Annotated in this window: 16 protein-coding genes and 2 tRNA genes; 9 read left to right on the top strand and 9 right to left on the bottom strand. The window is 42.8% G+C overall.

Translation table 11 applies throughout. The annotated features are described in order from the left end of the window. Positions 1–261: 261 nt before the first annotated feature. The 4 genes from OC443_RS14080 to OC443_RS14065 all read right to left on the bottom strand — a co-directional run bounded on the left by OC443_RS14080 (position 262) and on the right by OC443_RS14065 (position 2,703). A tRNA-Ser gene (locus OC443_RS14080) sits at positions 262–352 on the bottom strand. 165 nt (positions 353–517) lie between these two features. Then, a tRNA-Pro gene (locus OC443_RS14075) sits at positions 518–594 on the bottom strand. 50 nt (positions 595–644) lie between these two features. Then, complete coding sequence (locus OC443_RS14070) at positions 645–2,450, bottom strand: DUF3413 domain-containing protein (protein WP_073581507.1); 1,806 nt, start codon at positions 2,448–2,450, stop codon at positions 645–647. A 28-nt stretch (positions 2,451–2,478) separates the two neighbouring features. Continuing rightward, entirely contained in the window at positions 2,479–2,703 is a 225-nt protein-coding gene (locus OC443_RS14065; RefSeq protein ID WP_073581509.1) for a YejL family protein, read from the bottom strand. Between the two features lie 83 nt (positions 2,704–2,786). On the opposite strand from OC443_RS14065, the gene yejK reads away from it, so the two are divergent. Next, positions 2,787–3,788, top strand: a complete 1,002-nt coding sequence (gene yejK, locus OC443_RS14060) for a nucleoid-associated protein YejK (RefSeq protein ID WP_073581511.1) — start codon at positions 2,787–2,789, stop codon at positions 3,786–3,788. A gap of 241 nt (positions 3,789–4,029) precedes the next feature. Then, entirely contained in the window at positions 4,030–5,139 is a 1,110-nt protein-coding gene (asd, locus tag OC443_RS14055) for an aspartate-semialdehyde dehydrogenase (protein WP_073581513.1), read from the top strand. Between the two features lie 115 nt (positions 5,140–5,254). Here the strand turns inward: asd and OC443_RS14050 are convergent, their stop codons facing one another. Further along, positions 5,255–6,106 (bottom strand): ion transporter, encoded by an 852-nt coding sequence (locus OC443_RS14050; protein WP_073581515.1) that lies wholly within the window; start codon positions 6,104–6,106, stop codon positions 5,255–5,257. 631 nt (positions 6,107–6,737) lie between these two features. On the opposite strand from OC443_RS14050, the gene adhE reads away from it, so the two are divergent. Further along, entirely contained in the window at positions 6,738–9,440 is a 2,703-nt protein-coding gene (gene adhE / locus OC443_RS14045) for a bifunctional acetaldehyde-CoA/alcohol dehydrogenase (RefSeq protein ID WP_073581517.1), read from the top strand. A gap of 62 nt (positions 9,441–9,502) precedes the next feature. Here the strand turns inward: adhE and OC443_RS14040 are convergent, their stop codons facing one another. The 3 genes from OC443_RS14040 to rne form a co-directional block, all read right to left on the bottom strand. Further along, the gene (locus OC443_RS14040; RefSeq protein WP_073581519.1) at positions 9,503–10,342 is read right to left on the bottom strand and encodes an SAM-dependent methyltransferase; all 840 of its coding nucleotides are present in this window, start codon (positions 10,340–10,342) and stop codon (positions 9,503–9,505) included. Between the two features lie 216 nt (positions 10,343–10,558). Further along, a complete protein-coding gene (locus OC443_RS14035) occupies positions 10,559–12,118 on the bottom strand; it encodes a SulP family inorganic anion transporter (protein ID WP_073581521.1) in 1,560 nt (519 codons plus the stop codon). 269 nt (positions 12,119–12,387) lie between these two features. Continuing rightward, the gene (gene rne / locus OC443_RS14030) at positions 12,388–15,420 is read right to left on the bottom strand and encodes a ribonuclease E (protein WP_073581523.1); all 3,033 of its coding nucleotides are present in this window, start codon (positions 15,418–15,420) and stop codon (positions 12,388–12,390) included. 624 nt (positions 15,421–16,044) lie between these two features. On the opposite strand from rne, the gene rluC reads away from it, so the two are divergent. After that, on the top strand, positions 16,045–16,995 hold the full coding sequence (gene rluC / locus OC443_RS14025) for a 23S rRNA pseudouridine(955/2504/2580) synthase RluC (protein ID WP_073581525.1): 951 nt from the start codon (positions 16,045–16,047) through the stop codon (positions 16,993–16,995). A gap of 8 nt (positions 16,996–17,003) precedes the next feature. Here the strand turns inward: rluC and OC443_RS14020 are convergent, their stop codons facing one another. Then, positions 17,004–17,585: a Maf family protein gene (locus OC443_RS14020; RefSeq protein WP_073581527.1), complete on the bottom strand. Its 582-nt coding sequence runs from the start codon at positions 17,583–17,585 to the stop codon at positions 17,004–17,006. 151 nt (positions 17,586–17,736) lie between these two features. On the opposite strand from OC443_RS14020, the gene yceD reads away from it, so the two are divergent. The 5 genes from yceD (at position 17,737) to fabD (ending at position 21,459) form a co-directional block, all read left to right on the top strand. After that, a complete protein-coding gene (gene yceD / locus OC443_RS14015; RefSeq protein ID WP_073581529.1) occupies positions 17,737–18,258 on the top strand; it encodes a 23S rRNA accumulation protein YceD in 522 nt (173 codons plus the stop codon). Positions 18,259–18,295: 37 nt separating this feature from the next. Then, on the top strand, positions 18,296–18,466 hold the full coding sequence (rpmF, locus tag OC443_RS14010) for a 50S ribosomal protein L32 (RefSeq protein WP_021019534.1): 171 nt from the start codon (positions 18,296–18,298) through the stop codon (positions 18,464–18,466). 9 nt (positions 18,467–18,475) lie between these two features. Next, positions 18,476–19,501 (top strand): phosphate acyltransferase PlsX, encoded by a 1,026-nt coding sequence (gene plsX, locus OC443_RS14005; protein WP_073581531.1) that lies wholly within the window; start codon positions 18,476–18,478, stop codon positions 19,499–19,501. 5 nt (positions 19,502–19,506) lie between these two features. Then, positions 19,507–20,457 carry a beta-ketoacyl-ACP synthase III gene (locus OC443_RS14000; RefSeq protein WP_073581533.1) on the top strand — a complete coding sequence of 317 codons (951 nt, stop codon included), beginning with the start codon at positions 19,507–19,509 and terminating at the stop codon, positions 20,455–20,457. A gap of 72 nt (positions 20,458–20,529) precedes the next feature. Beyond that, positions 20,530–21,459 (top strand): ACP S-malonyltransferase, encoded by a 930-nt coding sequence (fabD, locus tag OC443_RS13995; protein WP_073581535.1) that lies wholly within the window; start codon positions 20,530–20,532, stop codon positions 21,457–21,459. The last annotated feature ends 8 nt before the right edge of the window (positions 21,460–21,467 follow it).

Genomic DNA, 21,467 nt, shown 5'->3' with positions numbered 1-21,467 from the left:
CATCTTGAGGTCACTTGGGTATAGTAATTTATTTTGATTGCAGTGTGCTTATTTTCTTATTGGTTGTTTTATGGATATGTCTGTGTGAAATGATATGGTTTTTATTATCGCCCGGAGAAAATTACGGTTTTGATGAATGGTTTGCCTGGAAGGGGCTGGGGAAGGGCTGAACAGGTGCAAATACCACCTTTACGTATCAGTGATTTTTGTCTGTTAGAAATGAAAAAAGCTGTTGAATTTCAACAGCTTCTTTCATCAAAGTGGCGGAGAGATAGGGATTTGAACCCTAGATACGCTACAAACGTATGCCGGTTTTCAAGACCGGTGCTTTCAACCACTCAGCCATCTCTCCGAATTTTTCTAATAATAATTAGTTAGTTTCTGTTTGTAAAGACGAAAAAATGATTTTGAATGATTTTTGAACAGGGTGAGAGGTGTATTCCGTGAAACTTATATTTTCAGGTGTCTTCTAAAGCAAAAAGGAAGTTTTCATGGCTGAAAACTTCCTTTTTCTGTATGGTCGGACTGAGAGGATTTGAACCTCCGACCCCCGACACCCCATGACGGTGCGCTACCAAGCTGCGCTACAGTCCGATGGCCCGTACTCTAACCCTTTACAGGAATTGAGTCAAGCATTCACTGACTCAATTTTCTTTGCTGTAAAAGCGTTTTAATTCTGTCAGACCCTGCATCAAAATCGGTAATGTTGGATTAACATCCGGTAGTCGGTGATATTCTTTATCATAGACTTTAAAATTACCAAACTTGTCGATGACGGTAGTCTGTTTATCTGTGATTAGTGCGAGTTCTCTGGCATCGCCTGCAAGAATCCAGCGTCTCTTGCGTTCATCAAATAAATTCTTACCACTGCTGTAATCTCCCGGGTTCGACGATACGCCCAGTAAATCCTGCAGGAGGGTGACAGAAAAGTCTAAATGACTTGAACGCTGGGTATATTCAGCGGCAATTTTCCCCGGCCAGTGGATGATCAAAGGCACTTTTAGCTGATACTGGCTATAGTTTGAATTTGATCCCCAGCTATTCGATTGTGTTTCATTAAACTCTGTGCCGTGGTTTGATGTGACTACCACAATCGTCGATTGAAGTAAATTCATCTCTTTAAGCTTATTAAACAGATATCCAAGCTCTCTGTCTGCAGTCAGTACTGATAACTCATAATTATTCCGGAGTTTTTCCCCGGGCGGATGATTGCCGGTATTTTGTGGTGCGTCATAATTTTGGACGGTCACAAATTCCAGGTAGCTGAACCATCGTGAGTCGGGCTTTTCTGATAACCATTGAGACCAGGCATCCACTGTTTGCTCGTCATGACTGGAGTTATCAGTAAAATTGAGTGTTTTGAGCTTTAATCCCCTGAATACAGTCTCTTCATAAATCGGATCATGAAAATTACTGCCGCTAAATAAACCAAACCGATACTGATTTTCCTTCAGTACATCGATCAGGAGTGGTGGGGTTCCCTGAACTTTAATACTTTGTTCATAGCTGCTTGGTAAGCCGTAGAACAGCCCGAAAGTTCCCAGCATATCGTTGCTGGAACTATAGTGATTCACGAAATTCAGGTTGTTTTGGGCAAACAGGGTTGTTCGGGGCATATGTTCACTGTCTAACATATCTGCCCGTAAATTATTCACGTTGACAATCAGTATGTTTAAAGGATTGGGCCGGCGATCAAATCTGATGGGTTCGAGAGGGTAGTTCACCAAAATAGTATCGTGGGACTGTTTTTCCTGAAGTCGTTTGCGGTATTCTTCCCGGTTAAACAGCCCGTGTCTTTCCATGAATGACTTTGCAGTCATCGGATAAGAGAGCGGAAAGTTTGACTTCTGGCTGGTGACCGGCGTATACAGTGACGCATCAGACCAGACATAAATCAGGTGACTACTGATAAAACAGATAAAAAATACGGTGCCTAGCGGGCGGCCAATATGTTTATGCGATAAGCGCCTTTGTTTACGCCAGACCCATTCAGATAAACCGATTTCCAAAGCAAAGATGAGTGGCAGCAAAACAAACAGGTGCTGTAAATCTTTGGTAATCGCTTTTGAATCGTCACTAAATAATACTTCCCAAACCACCGGGGTCAGGTGAAGGTTTAGTTTATGGTAAGTCTGGGTATCAATCAGAAGAACCGTTAAGCCGATTGTTGCAAAACAAACGGCAAAAAAGCGGAACAGTTTCCGGACTGGCATTAAAAATGTCAGAGGAAATAAAACCAGCAGATACAGGGAAAAAACTAAAAAACCAAAGTGTCCAACCCAGGAAACTGCAAGATAGAACTGCCCCAGTAACGTTTCCGGCCAGGGAGACTGAGTGATATATCGCGTCCCTATTAACATGGCGGCAACAATGTTGAAGAAGGCAAACCAGTGCCCCCAGCCAACAAGACGGGAGACGCGCTCTCCATAAGTGTTATCGTTATCTACCATGATTTCTGTATATGATCCGTATGATTAATTAGTGAATAGTACTTTCAATAGAAGACATCAGTGCCTGCGCAAATTTTTCTGCGATTGCTTTTCTCTGGTTCTCAGCAATATTTTGGTTTAGCACATTTGTCACAATATTTCCTGCGATCATTAATACCAGTTCAGGTGATGCATCATGTTTATCAAACACTGTGGCAATCTCAGCCAGGATGGTTTCAATTTTTTGATCACTATATTTAGATGTAATAGGCATAAGGACTCTGACAATGATAGAAAAACGGCTTATGATACCCTACTATACCTGTCAACTGAAACCAGAGCGATAATAAATTCATTATGAGCCTTGATCTTTTTAACGTTATTTTGCATCAACTGCACAAAAATGATGCAGATGAATTGGTTGTAAATTACCGGAGTCAATCTTTAGAGAATAATGCTTCGACAGCAAGTCTGGTTGGAGAACTGCACCGGGTTTTTAATTCAAAGCCTGCGAAAGGATTCGGTACTTTTAAATCCGATAGTGAATTTAGTCACTGGTTACACGAGCTGAGTGACGGGAAATTAAATTTTTATGAGTTTTCCCAGAAAAGTGCTGAAAAGCTGAAAGAAGAGCTGATTAAGTACCCGTTTGCGGAGGAAGGGATTCTGGTGATGGCTGAGTATCAGTCTCTGGCGACAGAATATCTTTTCATCGGGATTTTATCGACCAGCCAGAGTTTAAAAGTGACGGAAGGTTTAGATATCAGTGCCACGGACTATCTGGATATCCGCCAGATGGATATTGCAGCCCGCCTTGACCTGTCAGCCTACCGGACTGACGCTGATTCAAATCGCTATTTATCCTATATCAAGGGACGGGTTGGCCGGAAGATTGCTGACTTTTTCCTTGATTTTTTGCAAGCCGATGTTGGTTTGGATACCAAGCAACAAAATCTGGTCTTCATGCAGGCTGTGGAAGATTTTTGTGCTGATGCAAAATTTGAGAAAGATGAAGCTATTCAGTATAAAAAACAGGTCTCCGATTACTGTAATGATCAGTTGAAGTCAGGTGATGAAGTGTATGTTAAAGAATTATCCGGAGAGTTACCTGATAATGAAGATGGTGCAAGCTTATGGGATTATACCCAAAGCCACGGTTATGAACTTGAAGACAGTTTTCCTGCGGATCGCTCAACGGTTCGGAAGCTGACGAAGTATGTCGGATCAGGAGGCGGACTGAATGTCAGCTTTGATAGTTTACTGCTCGGAGAGCGGATTTTTTATGATCCGGAGACCGATACCTTAACGATTAAGGGAACACCACCAAATTTGAAAGATCAGCTCACCCGTCAGCGCTAATCTCCTCACCTTCATTCAGACAAAGAGTGGCATTTACAGGCCACTTTTTGTGTTTATATCCCTCAATGATCAATCCTTTTTCACACTTGTACCCAAGCATCTTCAGGTTGTTTGGGTATATCTGCAATGATGATAAAAAAAGGCCGGAAATATAAATTTTAGCTTGAGATTTTAAGCTGAACCGCTTATAGATGGGAAGGCTTACATTTTTTATACAGGAACAAGAGGGAGACTTAGCGAGATGAGAGTAGGTTTTGTTGGATGGCGTGGCATGGTTGGTTCCGTGCTCATGCAACGAATGGTTGAAGAAGGAGATTTTAATTATCTTGAGCCTGTGTTTTATAGTACCTCTCAGGTCGGTATTGCCGCTCCTGATTTTGGCAAAGATGCCGGATTACTTCAGGACGCTTTTGACATTGACAGCTTAAAACAATTAGACGCAATCGTGACATGTCAGGGCGGTGATTATACCGGGAAAGTTTATCCGGCACTCAGAGATGCGGGATGGAAGGGGTACTGGATCGACGCGGCTTCCACACTGCGTATGGCTTCTGATTCAATTATTACTTTGGATCCGGTGAACCTGACGCAAATTCAGCAAAACATTCATTCAGGAACAAAAACGTTTGTTGGTGGTAACTGTACAGTAAGCTTGATGTTAATGGCTTTAGGTGGTTTGTTTGAAAAGGGTCTGGTTGAGTGGATGAGTGCGATGACTTACCAGGCGGCATCCGGTGCCGGTGCCAAGAATATGCGTGAGCTGATCTCTCAAATGGGTGTGATTAATGACAGCGTTAGTTCAGAGCTTGCTAATCCGGCCAGTTCTATTCTGGATATTGATCGTAAAGTTGCAGAGACAATTCGATCTTCTTCATTTCCCGCTGACCAGTTTGGTGTGCCGCTTGCCGGTTCATTAATTCCGTGGATTGATGTGAAACGGGACAATGGACAGAGCAAGGAAGAGTGGAAAGCTGGCGTTGAAGCAAATAAAATTCTGGGAACTCAGGATTCACCGGTTCCTATCGACGGAACGTGTGTCCGGATTGGTTCTATGCGCTGCCACTCTCAGGCATTAACGATTAAACTGAAACAGGATGTTCCGCTTGATGAGATCGAGGAGATCATCGCATCTCATAATGATTGGGTAAAAGTTATTCCGAACGAAAGAGATATCACAGCTCAGGAACTGACCCCAACTAAAATTACCGGAACGCTGTCAGTTCCTGTTGGCCGTTTACGGAAAATGGCAATGGGGAATGATTTCCTGAATGCATTCACCGTGGGTGATCAATTGTTATGGGGTGCGGCTGAGCCACTGCGCCGGACGCTTCGGATTATTTTAGACAAGTAACTTTTATGTAAGTCACGTTAAGCGGTATTCCGCGTGTTAATGAAAAAAGGGTATCGATAATAAGGTACCCTTTTTAGTTTGACCTGAAGACAACAATATACTTGTGAAATAACGGCTATACCTGATGATGAGAGGTTGCCGGTACAACTCGTTTATCCGGATCAGCTAACTGACTGCCACAATGTTTGCAGTAAAGTGCATCTGACTCATGGCCGGCCAGAGAACAATTAGGACATTTGACCAGTTGCCGGTGCGTATTCATCTCTCTGTTTAATTCTGCGGTAATAATTCCTGTCGGAACAGCAATAATCGAATATCCCAGCAGCATCGTTAAAGAAGCGACAGCCTGACCCAGCGGGGTTTGTGGGACAACATCGCCATATCCCACCGTAGTGATTGTCACAATCGCCCAGTATATACAGGTCGGAATACTGGTAAACCCGTGTTCCGGCCCTTCAATCATGTAGATCAGAGCACCAAAGATTGTAACCAGAATCGTAACCGTACTGAAAAATATTAAAATTTTCCTTCTCGCCATTAACAGTGATTTCAATAAGATATTTGAATCCTGAAGGTAACGGACCAGTTTGAGGATCCGGAATATTCTCATCACCCGCAGGAGCCGGATTACGCCCATGAATGAAATACCGGGAAACAAAAAAGACAGATAGGTTGGCAGAATGGCAAGCAGATCGATCACGCCATAGAAGCTTTTGGCATAAGCAAAGGGGCGGGGAGAGCAGTACAGGCGCAAAAGGTATTCGGCCGTGAATAAAAATGTGAAAAGATATTCCAGATATCGAAGCTCGTTATGCCATTCTGTATCTACGTCTGGTATTGATTCTAATACCAGGACAAACAATGAACTTAAAATTGTGACGATCAGACAAAGATCGAAGATTTTTCCGCCTTTCGTATGTGTTCCGAAAATAATGACATACAGGTGGTTTTTAATAGATGTGCCCATACTTTGTGATATTAAGGATTTGTTTTCTGCATTTTCATAGCTTCAGGTATCAGCCTGATCCAGTCAACTCATTTTACTATCTGAGAATTCTTTCTATATGAGCTCTGTTTTATTTGGTGTATTGCTTTGAATTTTCCTAAATCATGATTCATCTCAGAAGTCTGATTCAGATCATGAGAAATGATGATATTTTCATGACACAAATCTGAGATTACCTATATGAAATATATATTATGATGAAAAAAGCTGTCCATTCTATCCCATTGAAGTGGCACATAATTTATGTTTCACTATCGAATATTAATCCTCAATTTTTTTTCATTATTTGGTGATATAATCCTTGTTGCTTACTTTTTAGGCTGTTGCTAAAAAATAATCAACTTAATAAATTTTATTATATATTTCATGTCGTTATGTTTTTTACTGTTAAATCAGTTAATTTTTTTAGAAGGGTGAATTAATTTTTTATAACTGATCTGAGTCAATGTTTTCAAAACCTGAAAGTTTATACTCGTCGATGAAAGCTGTTTACTAAGCTTGTTATTAGCTAACTTGTTTTTTTTAACAACTTGGCATGAGATATAACCTTAATAAAGAGTTTTTAACATTTTATTAATTTAGGAGATTCATTATGCCTGTAACTAATCTGGCTGAACTTGATGCCCTGATCACGCGTGTAAAGGCTGCACAAGCTGAGTTTGCAACTTTCTCTCAGGAGAAGGTTGACAAGATTTTCCGTGCAGCATCTTTGGCAGCGAACCAGGCTCGTATTCCACTTGCTCAGCAAGCGGTTGAAGAATCAGGAATGGGGATTGTTGAAGATAAGGTCATCAAAAACCACTTTGCTTCAGAGTATATCTACAACAAGTACAAAGACGAACAGACTTGTGGTGTCCTTGAAGAAGACGAAAACATGGGAACGATGACGATCGCAGAACCTGTTGGTATTATCTGTGGTATCGTGCCAACAACGAACCCGACTTCAACTGCGATTTTTAAATCACTGATTTCTTTAAAAACCCGTAACGGGATTATCTTTTCTCCTCACCCACGCGCTAAAAATTCTACCAACGATGCAGCGAAATTAGTTCTGGAAGCCGCCATTGCAGCAGGTGCACCAAAAGATATCATTGGCTGGATTGATCAACCTTCAGTTGAGCTTTCTAATGCGCTGATGAGACATGATGATATTGCTTTGATTCTGGCGACCGGTGGCCCGGGCATGGTTAAAGCGGCTTATTCATCTGGTAAGCCAGCAATCGGTGTGGGTGCAGGTAATGTTCCGGTTGTGATTGATGAAACAGCTGACATCAAACGTGCTGTTGCTTCTGTACTGATGTCTAAAACATTCGATAATGGTGTTGTCTGTGCTTCGGAGCAGGCAGTGATCGTTGTGAAAGATGTTTATGAAGAAGTTAAAAAACGTTTTGCTTCTCACAAAGGCTATGTGCTTTCAAAAGCGGAAGCAAACAAAGTTCGTAATGTACTTTTAATTGACGGTGCGCTGAACGCTAAAATTGTAGGTCAGCCTGCGACTGCAATCGCTGAAATGGCAGGTGTTAAAGTGCCTGCAGATACAAAAGTGTTAATCGGTGAAGGCCTTGGCAAAGTTGATTATGATGATGCATTTGCACATGAGAAACTTTCTCCGACATTGGGTATGTTCTGTGCTGATGACTTCGAAGATGCCGTTGCTCAGGCTGTAACAATGGTTGAAATTGGTGGTATTGGTCATACATCTGGTCTGTACACAGATCAGGACAAGAACAAAGATCGTATTCGCTTCTTTGGCGACAAACTGAAAACAGCTCGTATCTTGATCAACATTCCAACCACACATGGTGGTATCGGGGATCTGTATAACTTTAATGTTGCTCCATCTTTGACATTAGGCTGTGGTTCATGGGGCGGTAACTCTATTTCAGAGAACGTTGGTCCTAAACACCTCATCAATAAAAAGATTGTAGCTAAGCGAGCTGAAAATATGTTATGGCATAAATTACCTAAGTCAATCTACTTCCGCCGTGGTAGCCTTCCTGTCGCATTGGGCGATTTAGAAGGTAAAAAACGCGCGTTCCTCGTTACAGACCGCTTCCTGTTCAACAATGGTTATGCCGATGAAATCGTTGATCTGTTGAAAGCTCAGGGAATGGAAGTTCAGACATTCTTCGATGTTGAAGCTGACCCGACGCTGTCTATCGTTGAAAAAGGTGCTGATATCATGCGAAGCTACCAGCCGGACGTGATCCTTGCCCTTGGTGGTGGTTCTCCGATGGATGCTGCAAAAATCATGTGGGTTATGTACGAGCATCCTGAAACTCACTTTGAAGAGCTTGCAATGCGCTTTATGGATATCCGTAAACGTATTTATAAGTTCCCTAAAATGGGTCAGAAAGCTGAGTTGGTATGTATTACCACAACTTCAGGTACAGGCTCTGAAGTTACACCATTTGCGGTGGTAACTGATGATAACACAGGTGCAAAATATCCTCTGGCTGACTACGAACTGACGCCACAAATGGCAATTGTTGATGCGAACCTGGTCATGAACATGCCTAAGTCTCTGACAGCATTTGGTGGTTACGATGCAGTGACTCACGCGCTGGAAGCATACGTTTCTGTACTGGCAAACGAATATTCTGACGGGCAGGCACTTCAGGCGCTGAAACTGTTGAAAGAATATCTGCCATCAAGCTACGCAAATGGTGCCAATGATCCAATCGCCCGTGAGAAAGTGCATAATGCAGCGACAATTGCCGGTATTGCATTTGCGAACGCATTCCTGGGTGTGTGTCACTCAATCGCTCACAAAATTGGTAACGCATTCCACCTTCCACATGGTTTGGCGAATGCCCTGCTTATCTCAAATGTTGTGCGTTATAACGCGAATGATAATCCAACCAAGCAAACAGCATTCTCTCAATACGATCGCCCTCAGGCACGTCGTCGTTATGCTGAAGTTGCAGACCATCTGGAATTGACTCAACCTGGCGATCATACTGCACAGAAAATTGAGCGTTTACTGGCATGGCTGGATGAGCTGAAAACTGATTTAGATATTCCAAAATCAATTAAAGAAGCGGGTGTTTCAGAAGCTGATTTCCTTGCTAACCTGGATCAACTTTCAGTTGATGCGTTTGATGATCAGTGTACAGGTGCAAACCCACGCTATCCTTTAATCAGCGAACTGAAAGAAGTGCTGACGGCTTCTTACTACGGTGAAGCTTTTGTTGAAGGTGAAACATTTGAGGGCACGACTGTTATAAAGAAGAAAGCTGATCAGGTCAAGTCTGCAGATAAAAAACCAGCAGCTAAAAAACAGAAAGCAAGCTAAATCGTTTTTAGTTGATGTATAAATATAAACCTCCGGCCCTTGGGCCGGAGGTTATTTTATAGTTAACTTTTGCAGGCAATAACCGCAATATCAGTTGTTGTACCTGTATATTTTTTTCCTGAAATATCATCCATCAGGTGCTCAATCCTGAAACCCGCTTCAAGCAGTTCTGTTGTTAAAGATTCAACACTAAAATATTGAATCCAGTTGCATATCGTATACATTTGGTTTTGTTCAATGATTGAATGTTTATCAAGAATGATTTTTTCTTCATCGTATTTAAATACATTCAAAAATCCAAAATAGTCACTGTCAGACCAAAATCCGTTGAGTTGATTTTTTTCATATGAAGAAGAGGGTTCTCTCTGATGAAAGGCATGTAGTGAAAATACATCAAGAATGATTTTTCCACCTGGTTTTAGAAAGCGATTGAATTTTTTCAATAACCTGATTCTATGTTCGGGCCCGAGTGCGCAATAGTCATAATAGATTAAAGAGATCAGATCGAATTGTTCAGAGCTCTCGAAATGAAGATAGTCAGCTTCAATGTAGGTGATCGACAGGTTTTCTTTCAATGCAAATTCTCTGGCATAATTCAAAGACGATACAGAGAAGTCGATTCCGGTTACATCGGCACCTGTTTTTGCAAGCTCACTGGTATATAACCCGGGGCCACATCCAAAATCACAAATTTTCATGCCTGAACTGAGATTAAAATAGTCAATCATCCAACTGACAGTGGCAGTTATTTTTGAATGTCTTCTTGATGCTATATCTGATTCTTTATCTAAATGAAAAGCCAGCATCTGTTTTGCCCGGTGCGGGTCTGTCCACAGATCTGATGTTGTATTGAATTCAAAAGGGGCGGGTTTAGAATTTATCTTAATAAGTTGCTTGTACATATGTTGTCACCATCATAATAAATAATACAGGTGACGCAGATTAAAGTGAACTCAGTTATTGCCTGAGATATTCCAATAAGGCGTCATCATGTCGTTGATTCGTATTTGTTCTGTATACTGAATTTTTCATGTGACACCTCCTTTTGTATTGGTTTGTCAGACTGAACGAACTGAAAGATAGCAGAGGCAATCTTTCAGTTCAATGAGAACAGTTTATTATCCGGCAAGAATATCTGTTGCAACTTTGTATGTTGGATCTTCTTTCACGTTAATCTCTACCAGACTACCTGCTTTATGGAGTAATTTACGGCAGTCCGGACTCAGGTGCTTCAGATGTAAAGTTTTACCGACGTTATTATAGCGCTCTGCTAAAGTTTCAATTGCATCAATCGCAGAATGATCAGTGACACGTGATTGAGCAAAATCGACAATGATATGCTCAGGATCGTTGTAAGCGTCAAACAGCTCAAGGAAGTTCGCCGCAGAGCCAAAGAATATCGGGCCATGTACCATATACTCTTTGGAGCCATCTTCATTTTCTTTGCTCGTTGCATAAATATGTTTGGCATGATCCCAGGCAAACATAAGCGCGGATGCAATCACCCCGATAGCAACAGCAATAGCGAGATCTGTTAAAACGGTGACTATGGTGACGAGAATGATGACAAAAAAGTCTTTTTTCGGTACCCGGCAGGCGAGTTTAAATGTTGCCCATTCAAATGTACCAATGACAACCATAAACATCACACCGACAAGCGCTGCCAGTGGGATCATTTCAATCAGTGAAGAAGCAAACAGGATAAAAACCAGCAACATAATCGCAGCGGTAATTCCGGATAAACGACCTCTGCCCCCTGAATTGATGTTAATCATTGACTGACCAATCATAGCGCAACCACCCATCGCGCCAAATACTGAGCAGGTGATATTAGCCAGACCCTGTCCGACACATTCACGGTTTGATTGTCCCCGGGTGTTGGTCATTTCATCCAGTACGGTCAGTGTTAGCAGGGATTCAATCAGCCCGATTGCGGCAAGAATTGCTGCGTATGGCAGAATGATCTTGAATGTTTCCAGATTGAAAGGAACCTGAGGGATAGAAAAATCAGGTAATGTGCCAGCTAATGTGGCTGACGCATCGTTAGACATTGTACGCAGAAAATCAACAACTGTTCTGGTATCCAAATTCAGTCCCTGGACCAGTAAAGTCACAATCACAATTGCTGCTAACGACGAAGGAACCGCTGTAGTCAGCTTAGGCAGGAAGAATATGATCGCCATCGTTAATGCAACTAAACCAAGCATCAGCAGCATTTGATCTCCGGGAAGCCAGTTCAGGGTACCGTCAATCTGAGGCATTTTAAATTGGCCCAGCTGGGCAAGGAAAATGACGATAGCCAGCCCATTCACAAAACCAATCATAACCGGGGAAGGCACCATCCGGATAAATTTACCCAGACGCAGCAATCCTGCGGTAATTTGCAATATGCCTGCAAAGAATATAGTAGCAAAAAGATATTCTACGCCATGAACTGAGACGAGGCTTACCATTACAACAGCCATCGCACCTGTTGCTCCGGAAATCATACCAGGCCGGCCACCAAAAACTGAGGTAATTAATCCGACAATAAATGCGGCATACAGGCCAACCATGGGATCGACTCCGGCAACAAAGGCAAAAGCGACGGCCTCTGGAACTAAGGCTAAGGCGACTGTCAGACCGGACAGAACATCATTTTTTACTGAAAATTTTGAAGTATTCGGGAATTCAAGCATGATAATTACTTTTGATAATAACTATGGCAAAAACCGATGCTTTTGCGTTAAATCGCTGTATGAGTATAAATAAACAGTAATAACGATAGTCAGAGATCGGCACAAGTTGGCGAATGCTACAGAAAAGTGTGATTAAGTTCAAGAATGAAACAGTAACATTTTTATTTCAGGAAAATTCAACCACCAAAGATCTACAGTCTCCGGGGAAATAACAAAAAGGGCTGTTGTTCTGACAGCCCCTTGATTTGGTTTGAATGACTTATGCTTTGCTACGAGACAGACGCATCACTCTGGAATGGTTTCATCATGCTTGACCCAGCCTGATTGGTCGCCGCATGACTTCCCCCGCCTTTGGGCTGGTAACGGGTGTGCCGGAATGATGCTGCTTCCAGAGTTATAGGTTTCATCTCACCATTACCAGGTGCTTTCATCATAGGTGAATAAGCATGTCCTTTGACGACTTTAACCAAAAGTTGTTCTTCCGGACTAACTGGAATTGGCTTCATCACTTCTTCAGGTGTTTTATCTTCAGTTGTCACCTTGACTTCATCCTGAATAATTGATGTTTCTGAATGATGAGTTTCTTCTGGTAATAATTCACTGGCAACAGCTTCTGGTGTAGCATTTTCATTGACCTGTACCGCAGCCGGAGTTGCTTCAATTGTTTCTGCCGTAGCTGGTGTCTCAATCACTGGTTCTGCTAATTGAGATGTTTCTGCCTTCAGATGACGAATAATAATTTTACCCATTGCCATTTCAGGGAAAGCAACAGCACTTGATACAATATTTTGTACTTCAGAGTTCGTCGCTGAACTTTCAGCTGATGGACGTGAAGTGGTCTGTAGGCTATATCTTGGCATGACCTTACCCATAGCCATTTCAGGAGAAGCTACACCGCCTTTTCTTAAACGGAATGGGTTTGGTCTGCGTTCACGTCCGCGTCTGCGTCGCTGACCATTGGCTCGTAAGTGACGTGGAGAGCGGCGGTTACGGCGTTGTTTAGGTGCATCGTCTTTATCTTTTTCTGTCGCCGCCGCAGATTGTTTCTGTGTCGAAGCAGATGCATCCTGTTCATGTTGAACCAGAGCAGCTTCCGGAGTCGTCACTTTTTCCTCAACCTGTGGATCCTGTTCCGAAGGCTGGTTTTTCAGTGGCTGAGCTGACGTTTCCTCCTGAGTTTGCAGGCGGACTTTCTTCGTCAGTTTCCGTTGTTGTCTCCGCTCTTTCGCAACGGATGACTTATTTTTCTGCTCTGGCTTCTTATCAGCCTGAGCTTCCTGGGCAATCTTTTGTCCTTCTTCTACAAGCTGAGGAGAGATGTTGCGCTTGTTCTGCTTATCGTCTTTTGCCCGGCGAGGTTTCTGTTTTTTCTCATTTGCTGGCTGAGGTTGCTTTTGGGAATCATTATCCGGTTTTGCAACATCTTTTTTGACATTAGCCTGAGACTGCCGTGGTTTTCGGCGCTGGTTATTTCTGTCCCGGTTTCTGCGGGGTTTGTTACCGTTATTTTCTTTCTGCTGCTTTTGCTCTTGTTTCTCATCTGATTTTTCAGTGACCTGAGTTTCAGGTGAGTCAGAGAATAAGCGGCTAATTGCTTTCAGTACCTTGCTGATAAACCCTGGTTGTTGTTCTTCCGGCTGAGTTTGTTGCTGAGGTGCTGTTGTTCCGCTGGTTTTTGTTGACGTAGCCGTCGGTGATGCTGCAAAACCTTTCAGAACAGGTTCTTCGACGCGTTTCGGCTTCGCTTCGACTTCGCTGGGTTCTTTGCCCTCAGCCTCCCGGAAATCATCCAGTCGCTTAGGCACAAGATAAGACAAGATATCCTGTTCTTCTCCTTCTCTGATCCGAATCACTTCAAAATGAGGTGTTTCCATATCAGAATTTGGCACAACAGTAATTTTTACATCCTGGATACGCTCGATGTGATTCACTGAACGTCTTTTCTCGTTCAATAAATAAGAAGCAATTGAGACAGGGACAACAGCAAGTACCTGGGATGTGTTATCTTTAAGCGCCTCTTCTTCTATCAATCGTAAGACGGACAGAGCCAATGACTCATTATCCCGGACAACACCGGTACCTGAACAACGGGGACAAATGTGATGGCTTGCCTCAGCAAGTGAAGGACTCAGGCGCTGTCGGGACATTTCCAAAAGTCCGAACCGGGAAATCCGGCCAATTTGAACTCTTGCTCTATCCATGCGAACAGCGTCCCGCAGCCGGTTTTCAACTTCACGCTGATGGCGAACGGGCGTCATGTCGATAAAATCGATAACGACTAATCCACCTAAATCCCGCAGGCGCAACTGTCTTGCAATTTCATCTGCAGCTTCAAGGTTTGTATTCAGCGCTGTCTCTTCAATATCTCCGCCTTTGGTTGAGCGGGCTGAGTTGATATCAATCGAGGTGAGTGCTTCGGTTGGGTCGATGACGATGGAGCCACCAGAGGGTAACCGGACTTCACGCTGGAATGCTGATTCAATCTGGCTTTCAATTTGATAATGACTGAACAGCGGAACTTCGCCTTCATATCTTTTCACCCGGTTAATAAAGTCGGGCCGAACGAGACGAATATGGCTTAAAGCGCGCTCATAGATCGTAGAACTGTCAATCAGAATTTCACCGATGTCGCGGCGTAAGTAGTCGCGAATCGCTCTGACAATGACATTACTTTCCTGATGAATGAGGAATGGAGCGGGGTTGGAATTTGCAGCTTGTTTTATCGCATTCCAGTGATTAAGCAGAACATTTAAATCCCAATCAAGCTCTTCTGCACTTTTACCAACGCCTGCGGTACGTACAATTAATCCCATTCCCTGAGGCAGGTCGAGTGAACTGAGGGCTTCTTTCAGCTGAGTTCGCTCATCACCTTCAATACGGCGTGAAATCCCACCGGCACGCGGGTTGTTAGGCATCAGGACTAAGTAGCTACCAGCAAGAGAAATAAAAGTTGTCAGAGCAGCACCTTTGCTTCCCCGTTCTTCTTTCTCAATCTGAATGATAACTTCTTGCCCTTCACTCAGGACTTCTTTAATGCTTGGGCGGCCCTGATAAGTATATCCATCAGGGAAATATTGTTTTGCGACTTCTTTTAGCGGCAGAAAACCATGTCTTTCTGCACCATAGTCAACGAAAGCTGCTTCAAGACTCGGCTCAACTCTTGTGATCCGGCCTTTATATATATTCGCTTTTTTTGACTCATATCCAGGGCTTTCGATGTCCAAATCGAAAAGTCGCTGGCCATCAACCAGCGCAACACGCAACTCTTCTTTCTGAGTTGCGTTAATTAACATTCTTTTCATTTATAAAAATCTCGTTGTATTTTTTGTAATGTCTTATCACTGTTCTTGCTGCGGATATCTTTCATGGTGTCTGATCCCATGACTGTAAATACAACCTCTCGGCTGGAAGGGATGCTCCCAAAGACACATCAGTCTTCACAAATAATGAAAATTTATATTATTCATGAACCGTAAAAAACGGTGAATACTCAACATAAAAGATTGGTTTGCCTGGCAACAAGTAATACCGTTTATGTATGTCTTACGCCAGTTGCTGCATACACAAAATCTGGTTGTCTACTCATAAACTGCTCAGAAAAACGTCGACATAAAATGATCTGCCTCCAGTTTTTTCGTTGCAGCTATGAACTATAGCAGTGGCTACAGGTTTCAGCAATCTGCTTGATAAAAAATAAATGCGAAACTCAGGAGGAATATGCAAAGATTCCTTTATAATTTGTTGCTTTCAGAAAAATTGGGATTAGTACGATGTTCTTCATAATGAATTCATCCGCATTTACAGGTACAATAAGACTTCAGCAATAAATATAATTCATCATTTTTATTCTGTATATTTGGATTAAAAGACTATTTTTTATCCCATAATTATTACTTCTGGTGAACTTTAGCAGATAAAGTATTTTAATGAGTGAAATGAAAACACAAGTCCGTTTTGTTGATATCGATGACGATATGTCAGGACAGCGTATCGATAATTTTTTACGCAATCAGTTAAAAAGCGTTCCCAAGAGCGTAGTATACAGGATACTTCGAAAGGGTGAAGTCCGGGTCAATAAAAAGCGGATTAAGCCTGAGTACAAATTGTCAGCGGGTGATGTCGTCCGGATTCCTCCTGTTACAATACAACAGCAGGAATCACCAGTGGCTCCTGTCAGTGCGAAACTTGATAAGGTTGCAGAACTGGAACACTGTATTTTGCACGAAGATGATCATTTGCTGATTTTGAACAAACCTTCCGGCACCGCTGTTCATGGTGGAAGCGGATTAAAATTTGGAGTGATTGAAGGATTGAGAGTGCTTCGGCCTCAGTCTCGTTTCCTTGAATTAGTTCACCGGATCGACAGAGATACGTCAGGGATTCTTCTGGTTGCCAAAAAACGTTCGGCCCTGCGGTATCTGCAGGCGCAATTCAGGGAGAAGACGGTTCAAAAATATTACTATGCCCTGGTGATGGGGAATTGGGTACCGGGCTGTAAATCTGTCAAGGCTCCTCTTTTAAAGAACGAGCAGAATAGTATTGTCAGAGTGAATTCGCAGGGAAAACCATCAGAAACCCGTTTTAAAATTATAGAGTCTTTTAAACAGGCAACATTAATTCAGGCCAGCCCGATCACTGGCAGAACTCATCAGATCCGGGTTCATACTCAATATGCCGGGCATCCGATTGCCTGGGATGACCGGTATGGCGATCCCCGATTCGATGCTTACACAAGGCAGTTCGGCCTCAGCCGGTTATTTTTGCATGCGGCTCATATTCAGTTTATCCATCCTCTTGAAGAGAAAACGATGAAAATACAGGCCCCAATGTCGCAGGAGCTGGAGAAGGTACTGTCCGGATTACGTTCTGAAAATTAGATTGTGTTTTAAAGTACCGACATGCCGGCCTGCTCCAGCATATCAATCAGTTTGATGAGTGGCAGGCCTATAAGCGCATTCGGGTCATCACCTTCCAGCCTCTTAAATAATGCAATACCCAGCTTTTCACTTTTAAAACTTCCTGCGCAGTCGAGGGGTTGCTCTTTGTCAACATAATGTTCGATTTGTTGTTTTGTCAGCGTGCGGAAATGAACATGAAAAACGTCGATGTCTGTATGGCAGGTGCCTGACTCATTATTGAATACCGAAAGTCCGGTATAGAAAGAAACCCGCTGACCGCTTTGTGCTGTGAGTTGTTCTATTGCTTTTTCTCTTGTGCCCGGTTTACCTATAATGTTGTTGTTCACAACACAGACCTGATCAGAGCCAATAATCAGGCTTGGTTTTTTTGTATAACACGAGCGGGCTTTTCCCTCGGCAAGGCGCCTGACAAGAGCATCGGGGGATTCCTGTGCTTTTGGTGTTTCGTCAAAAACCGGGGAAGCCGTCATAAACGGGATTTCTAGTTTTTCTAGTAACTGACGTCTGTAGACAGACGTTGAGGCTAAAACAAGTTGATAATGATTCATTTTATTTCATTTGTGCTATTTTCTTGCAGATATCCGGAGAATATAGGAGATTGATATGAATATCACGATACTCATATCAGATCAGAAAAAATGATAATTTTTTCCCTTTTTCTTTGACTAAATTTGTTTTGGAAGATAATATTCGCGCCCTATGCAAAAGGTAAAAATCCCGCGAACGGTTGACCCGATAAAAGCTGCCCAAAAAAGGCTGGATTACAATGGTATTATCCAGGTAAGTCTTTTTAAGCGCTTAGGCGAGTCGGTCGAAGGCGTTAAACATGATGCTGAGGTATCATTGTCATTTGGGTTTGATGAACAGAAGCTGGTTGTTATCTCTGGTAAAGCTAACATCACAGTTGATTTGCAGTGTCAGCGTTGTAATGAAGCGTTCGAGCATTCTTGTCGTGTAGAGTTCCTTTACACCCCTTATTTGGGAGAGAAAAGCGAAAACGCACCAGAATCGTACGATTTGGTAGATCGAAACGAATATGGTGAAATCGACCTGATTCAGCTGGTCGAAGATGAGTTCATCGTTAATTTGCCCCAGATAGCAATGCATGATGAAGCAAATTGTCATGTTAATTCAGATAATATGGTTTTTGGTGATATTCCTGATGAAGTAAAGGAAGATAAACCGAATCCGTTCGATGTTTTAAAGAGCTTGAAGCGCTAGTTTTTATCGCTGAGCATTCAATAAAGGAGTAGGGTCAATGGCCGTACAACAAAACCGTAAAACACGTTCAAAGCGTGGTATGCGTCGCTCACACGATGCATTGACAACAGCAGCTTTGTCTGTTGATGCAACTTCTGGTGAAACTCACCTGCGTCACAATGTAACTGCTGACGGTTACTATCGTGGCAAAAAGGTAATCAATAAGTAAGGTTTACCTTTGCAAAATTTAACCGTTGCACTTGATGCAATGGGCGGGGACTTTGGACCTCGCGTCACAGTGCCTGCCGCCGTGCAGGCATTGTTGCATTTCCCGGAGCTAAAAGTGATTTTGGTAGGTGATAGGAACATTATCGCTTCTCAATTGTCTCAGTTAGGTTACTTTGACAGTTCTCGATTGAGAGTTGTTCACAGTGATCAAGTTATCTCTAATTCTGAAAAACCTTCTCTGGCGCTTCGTCATCACCTTAATAGTTCGATGAGTGTTGCTATTGGTTTAGTTGCTGAAGGAGAAGCTCAGGCTTGTGTGAGTTCAGGAAATACAGGCGCATTAATGGCACTTTCACGTTATCGTCTGAAGTCTCTTCCGGGAATTAACCGGCCTGCACTTATTTCTGCTTTACCAACAATTTCCGGTCGAAAAACCTGGATACTTGATTTAGGAGCGAATGTTTCCTGTGATGCAGAGACATTGTTTCAGTTTGCGGTGATGGGGAGCGCATTAGCTGAAGAGCACCTGGGGCGTCCGGCAAGAGTGGCTGTTCTGAATATCGGGGAAGAAGAGATTAAAGGGAATGATTGTGTTAAATATTGTGCAGATATGCTGAAGCAGACACCATCTCTTCATTTTATTGGCAATATTGAAGGTAATCAGCTCTTTTATGATATCGCTGACGTTGTTGTGTGTGATGGCTTTGTCGGTAATGTTTGTCTGAAAACATGTGAGGGAACCGCTCAATTCTTTCTTGATAAATTAAAGAGTAATATTTTTGGTTCATCAATAAAGGGTTGGATCGCAAAAAAAATTTTTTCAGGCTTGTTTATTGAGCTCGAAACAATGAACCCCGACCAGTATAACGGCGCAAGTTTGTTAGGATTGCGGGGTATTGTAGTAAAAAGTCATGGTAGTGCTGATGTGATTGCCTTTTCTCATGCAATAAAAGAGGCTGTCCTTGAAATCAAGAGACAAGTACCCAGTCGGATTAGTGAACGGTTAGAAACAGTTTTACTCGAGAGGCATTATTAGTCTTCATGTATAGCAAAATTTTAGGTACGGGCAGCTACCTGCCATCTCACGTGCGTACGAACGCTGATTTAGAGAAAATGGTAGAAACAAGTGATGAATGGATTGTGACTCGCACCGGAATAAAAGAGAGGCGTATTGCTGCAGAAGATGAAACTGTTGCTGATATGGCTTGTATTGCGGCTGAGAATGCAATTGAGATGTCTGGTATCTCTAAAGATGATATTGACATGATAATCGTTGCCACAACCAGTAGTCGTTATACCTTTCCTTCTGCAGCTTGCCAGGTTCAGGATAAGCTGAATATAAAACCCTGTCCCGCTTTTGATATTGCAGCAGCTTGCTCTGGTTTTATGTATGCTTTATCGGTTGCTGATCAGCATATTAAATCCGGGATGTGTAAAAATATTTTAGTCATCGGTTCTGATGCTTTGTCTAAAGCGTGTAATCCGTCCGATCGTTCCACCATTATTATTTTTGGTGACGGGGCGGGTGCTGTGGTTCTCGGAAGAAGTGAAGAGCCCGGTATCTTATCCACACATATTGATGCAGATGGTCACTATGGGCCGCTTTTATCTCTGGAAGTTCCTCAGAATGGTGGCGACTCTGATCGGTGGCTGTATATGGCAGGTAATGAAGTATTTAAAGTTGCTGTCACCCAACTGGCCAGATTAGTGAAAGACACTTTAGCTGCAAACAATATGGATAAGTCGCAGTTAGACTGGCTGATTCCGCATCAGGCGAATTTAAGAATTATCTCAGCGACAGCAAAACGATTGTCACTGCCGATGGAGCAGGTTGTTGTCACTTTGGACAAACATGGTAATACATCTGCAGCGTCAGTTCCTTCAGCTTTAGACGAAGCCGTGAGGGATGGCCGAATTCAAAGGGGACAGACACTGTTACTGGAAGCTTTTGGCGGTGGCTTTACCTGGGGTTCTGCGCTGGTTGTGTATTAATTTTATCTGTTTTTATCTGAAGGCGTTTTTCTGACGCCTTATTATTTGTTGATTAACTTAAGGAAGAAGACAATGGGCAGTTTTGCTATCGTATTTCCTGGTCAGGGCTCTCAAACTGTGGGGATGCTTGCCGAACTTGGTGAGCAATATGATGTAGTAAAAAATACATTTGCTGAAGCATCTGAAGTCTTGGGATATGATTTATGGTCGCTGGTTCAAAATGGCCCGGCAGAAGACCTGAATCAAACCTTCCGGACGCAACCTGTATTACTTGCTTCTTCTGTTGCTATCTGGCGTGTATGGCAATCTCTGGACTTAGATACACCGGCCTTCTTTGCAGGGCATAGTCTTGGTGAGTATTCGGCTCTTGTTTGTGCTGGTGTGATTGACTTTAAAGAAGCGATAAAATTAGTTGAGCTGCGTGGGCATGCAATGCAAGAGGCTGTTCCTGCCGGTACGGGAGCAATGTATGCGATTATTGGTCTGGATGATGATGCAATAGCCAAAGCCTGTGAAGATGCTGCGCAGGGAGATGTTGTTTCTCCGGTTAACTTTAATTCTCCGGGTCAGGTTGTGATTGCCGGTCAGAAAGACGCTGTTGAGCGTGCCGGGGCGTTATGTAAGGAAGCTGGTGCGAAGCGTGCCTTGCCATTACCAGTTTCTGTTCCTTCACATTGTGCGCTGATGAAACCGGCAGCAGAGAAACTCGCAAAGGCTCTGGAGTCAGTAGAGTTTCATGAGCCACAGATACCTGTTTTCAATAATGTGGATGTAATTGCTGAAACTGCCCCGGAAAAAATTAAAGATGCACTTGTTCGTCAGCTATATAATCCTGTTCGCTGGACTGAAACCGTGCAGAAAATGAATGAAGAAGGTGTCATCAGACTTGTTGAAGCTGGCCCGGGTAAAGTTTTGACCGGTTTGACGAAACGAATTGTTAAAACACTCACTGCATCTGCAGTTAACGATATTGCATCACTGGATGCAATTCAGTCATCATAGGAAAAAGA

Source organism: Vibrio quintilis, assembly GCF_024529975.1.
In the GTDB taxonomy this organism is placed as follows: Bacteria; Pseudomonadota; Gammaproteobacteria; order Enterobacterales; family Vibrionaceae; genus Vibrio; species Vibrio quintilis.
This window is presented reverse-complemented; position numbering and strand designations above follow the sequence as displayed.

Excerpts from the sequence above, each read along its gene's own strand:
- OC443_RS14070 (WP_073581507.1), bottom strand. The coding sequence starts at position 2,450 with ATGGTAGATAACGATAACACTTATGGAGAGCGCGTCTCCCGTCTTGTT.
- OC443_RS14040 (WP_073581519.1), bottom strand. The coding sequence starts at position 10,342 with ATGTACAAGCAACTTATTAAGATAAATTCTAAACCCGCCCCTTTTGAA.
- yejK (WP_073581511.1), top strand. The coding sequence starts at position 2,787 with ATGAGCCTTGATCTTTTTAACGTTATTTTGCATCAACTGCACAAAAAT.
- OC443_RS14020 (WP_073581527.1), bottom strand. The coding sequence starts at position 17,585 with ATGAATCATTATCAACTTGTTTTAGCCTCAACGTCTGTCTACAGACGT.
- rpmF (WP_021019534.1), top strand. The coding sequence starts at position 18,296 with ATGGCCGTACAACAAAACCGTAAAACACGTTCAAAGCGTGGTATGCGT.
- yceD (WP_073581529.1), top strand. The coding sequence starts at position 17,737 with ATGCAAAAGGTAAAAATCCCGCGAACGGTTGACCCGATAAAAGCTGCC.
- OC443_RS14065 (WP_073581509.1), bottom strand. The coding sequence starts at position 2,703 with ATGCCTATTACATCTAAATATAGTGATCAAAAAATTGAAACCATCCTG.
- adhE (WP_073581517.1), top strand. The coding sequence starts at position 6,738 with ATGCCTGTAACTAATCTGGCTGAACTTGATGCCCTGATCACGCGTGTA.
- OC443_RS14000 (WP_073581533.1), top strand. The coding sequence starts at position 19,507 with ATGTATAGCAAAATTTTAGGTACGGGCAGCTACCTGCCATCTCACGTG.
- fabD (WP_073581535.1), top strand. The coding sequence starts at position 20,530 with ATGGGCAGTTTTGCTATCGTATTTCCTGGTCAGGGCTCTCAAACTGTG.
- OC443_RS14035 (WP_073581521.1), bottom strand. The coding sequence starts at position 12,118 with ATGCTTGAATTCCCGAATACTTCAAAATTTTCAGTAAAAAATGATGTT.
- OC443_RS14050 (WP_073581515.1), bottom strand. The coding sequence starts at position 6,106 with ATGGGCACATCTATTAAAAACCACCTGTATGTCATTATTTTCGGAACA.
- asd (WP_073581513.1), top strand. The coding sequence starts at position 4,030 with ATGAGAGTAGGTTTTGTTGGATGGCGTGGCATGGTTGGTTCCGTGCTC.
- rluC (WP_073581525.1), top strand. The coding sequence starts at position 16,045 with ATGAGTGAAATGAAAACACAAGTCCGTTTTGTTGATATCGATGACGAT.
- rne (WP_073581523.1), bottom strand. The coding sequence starts at position 15,420 with ATGAAAAGAATGTTAATTAACGCAACTCAGAAAGAAGAGTTGCGTGTT.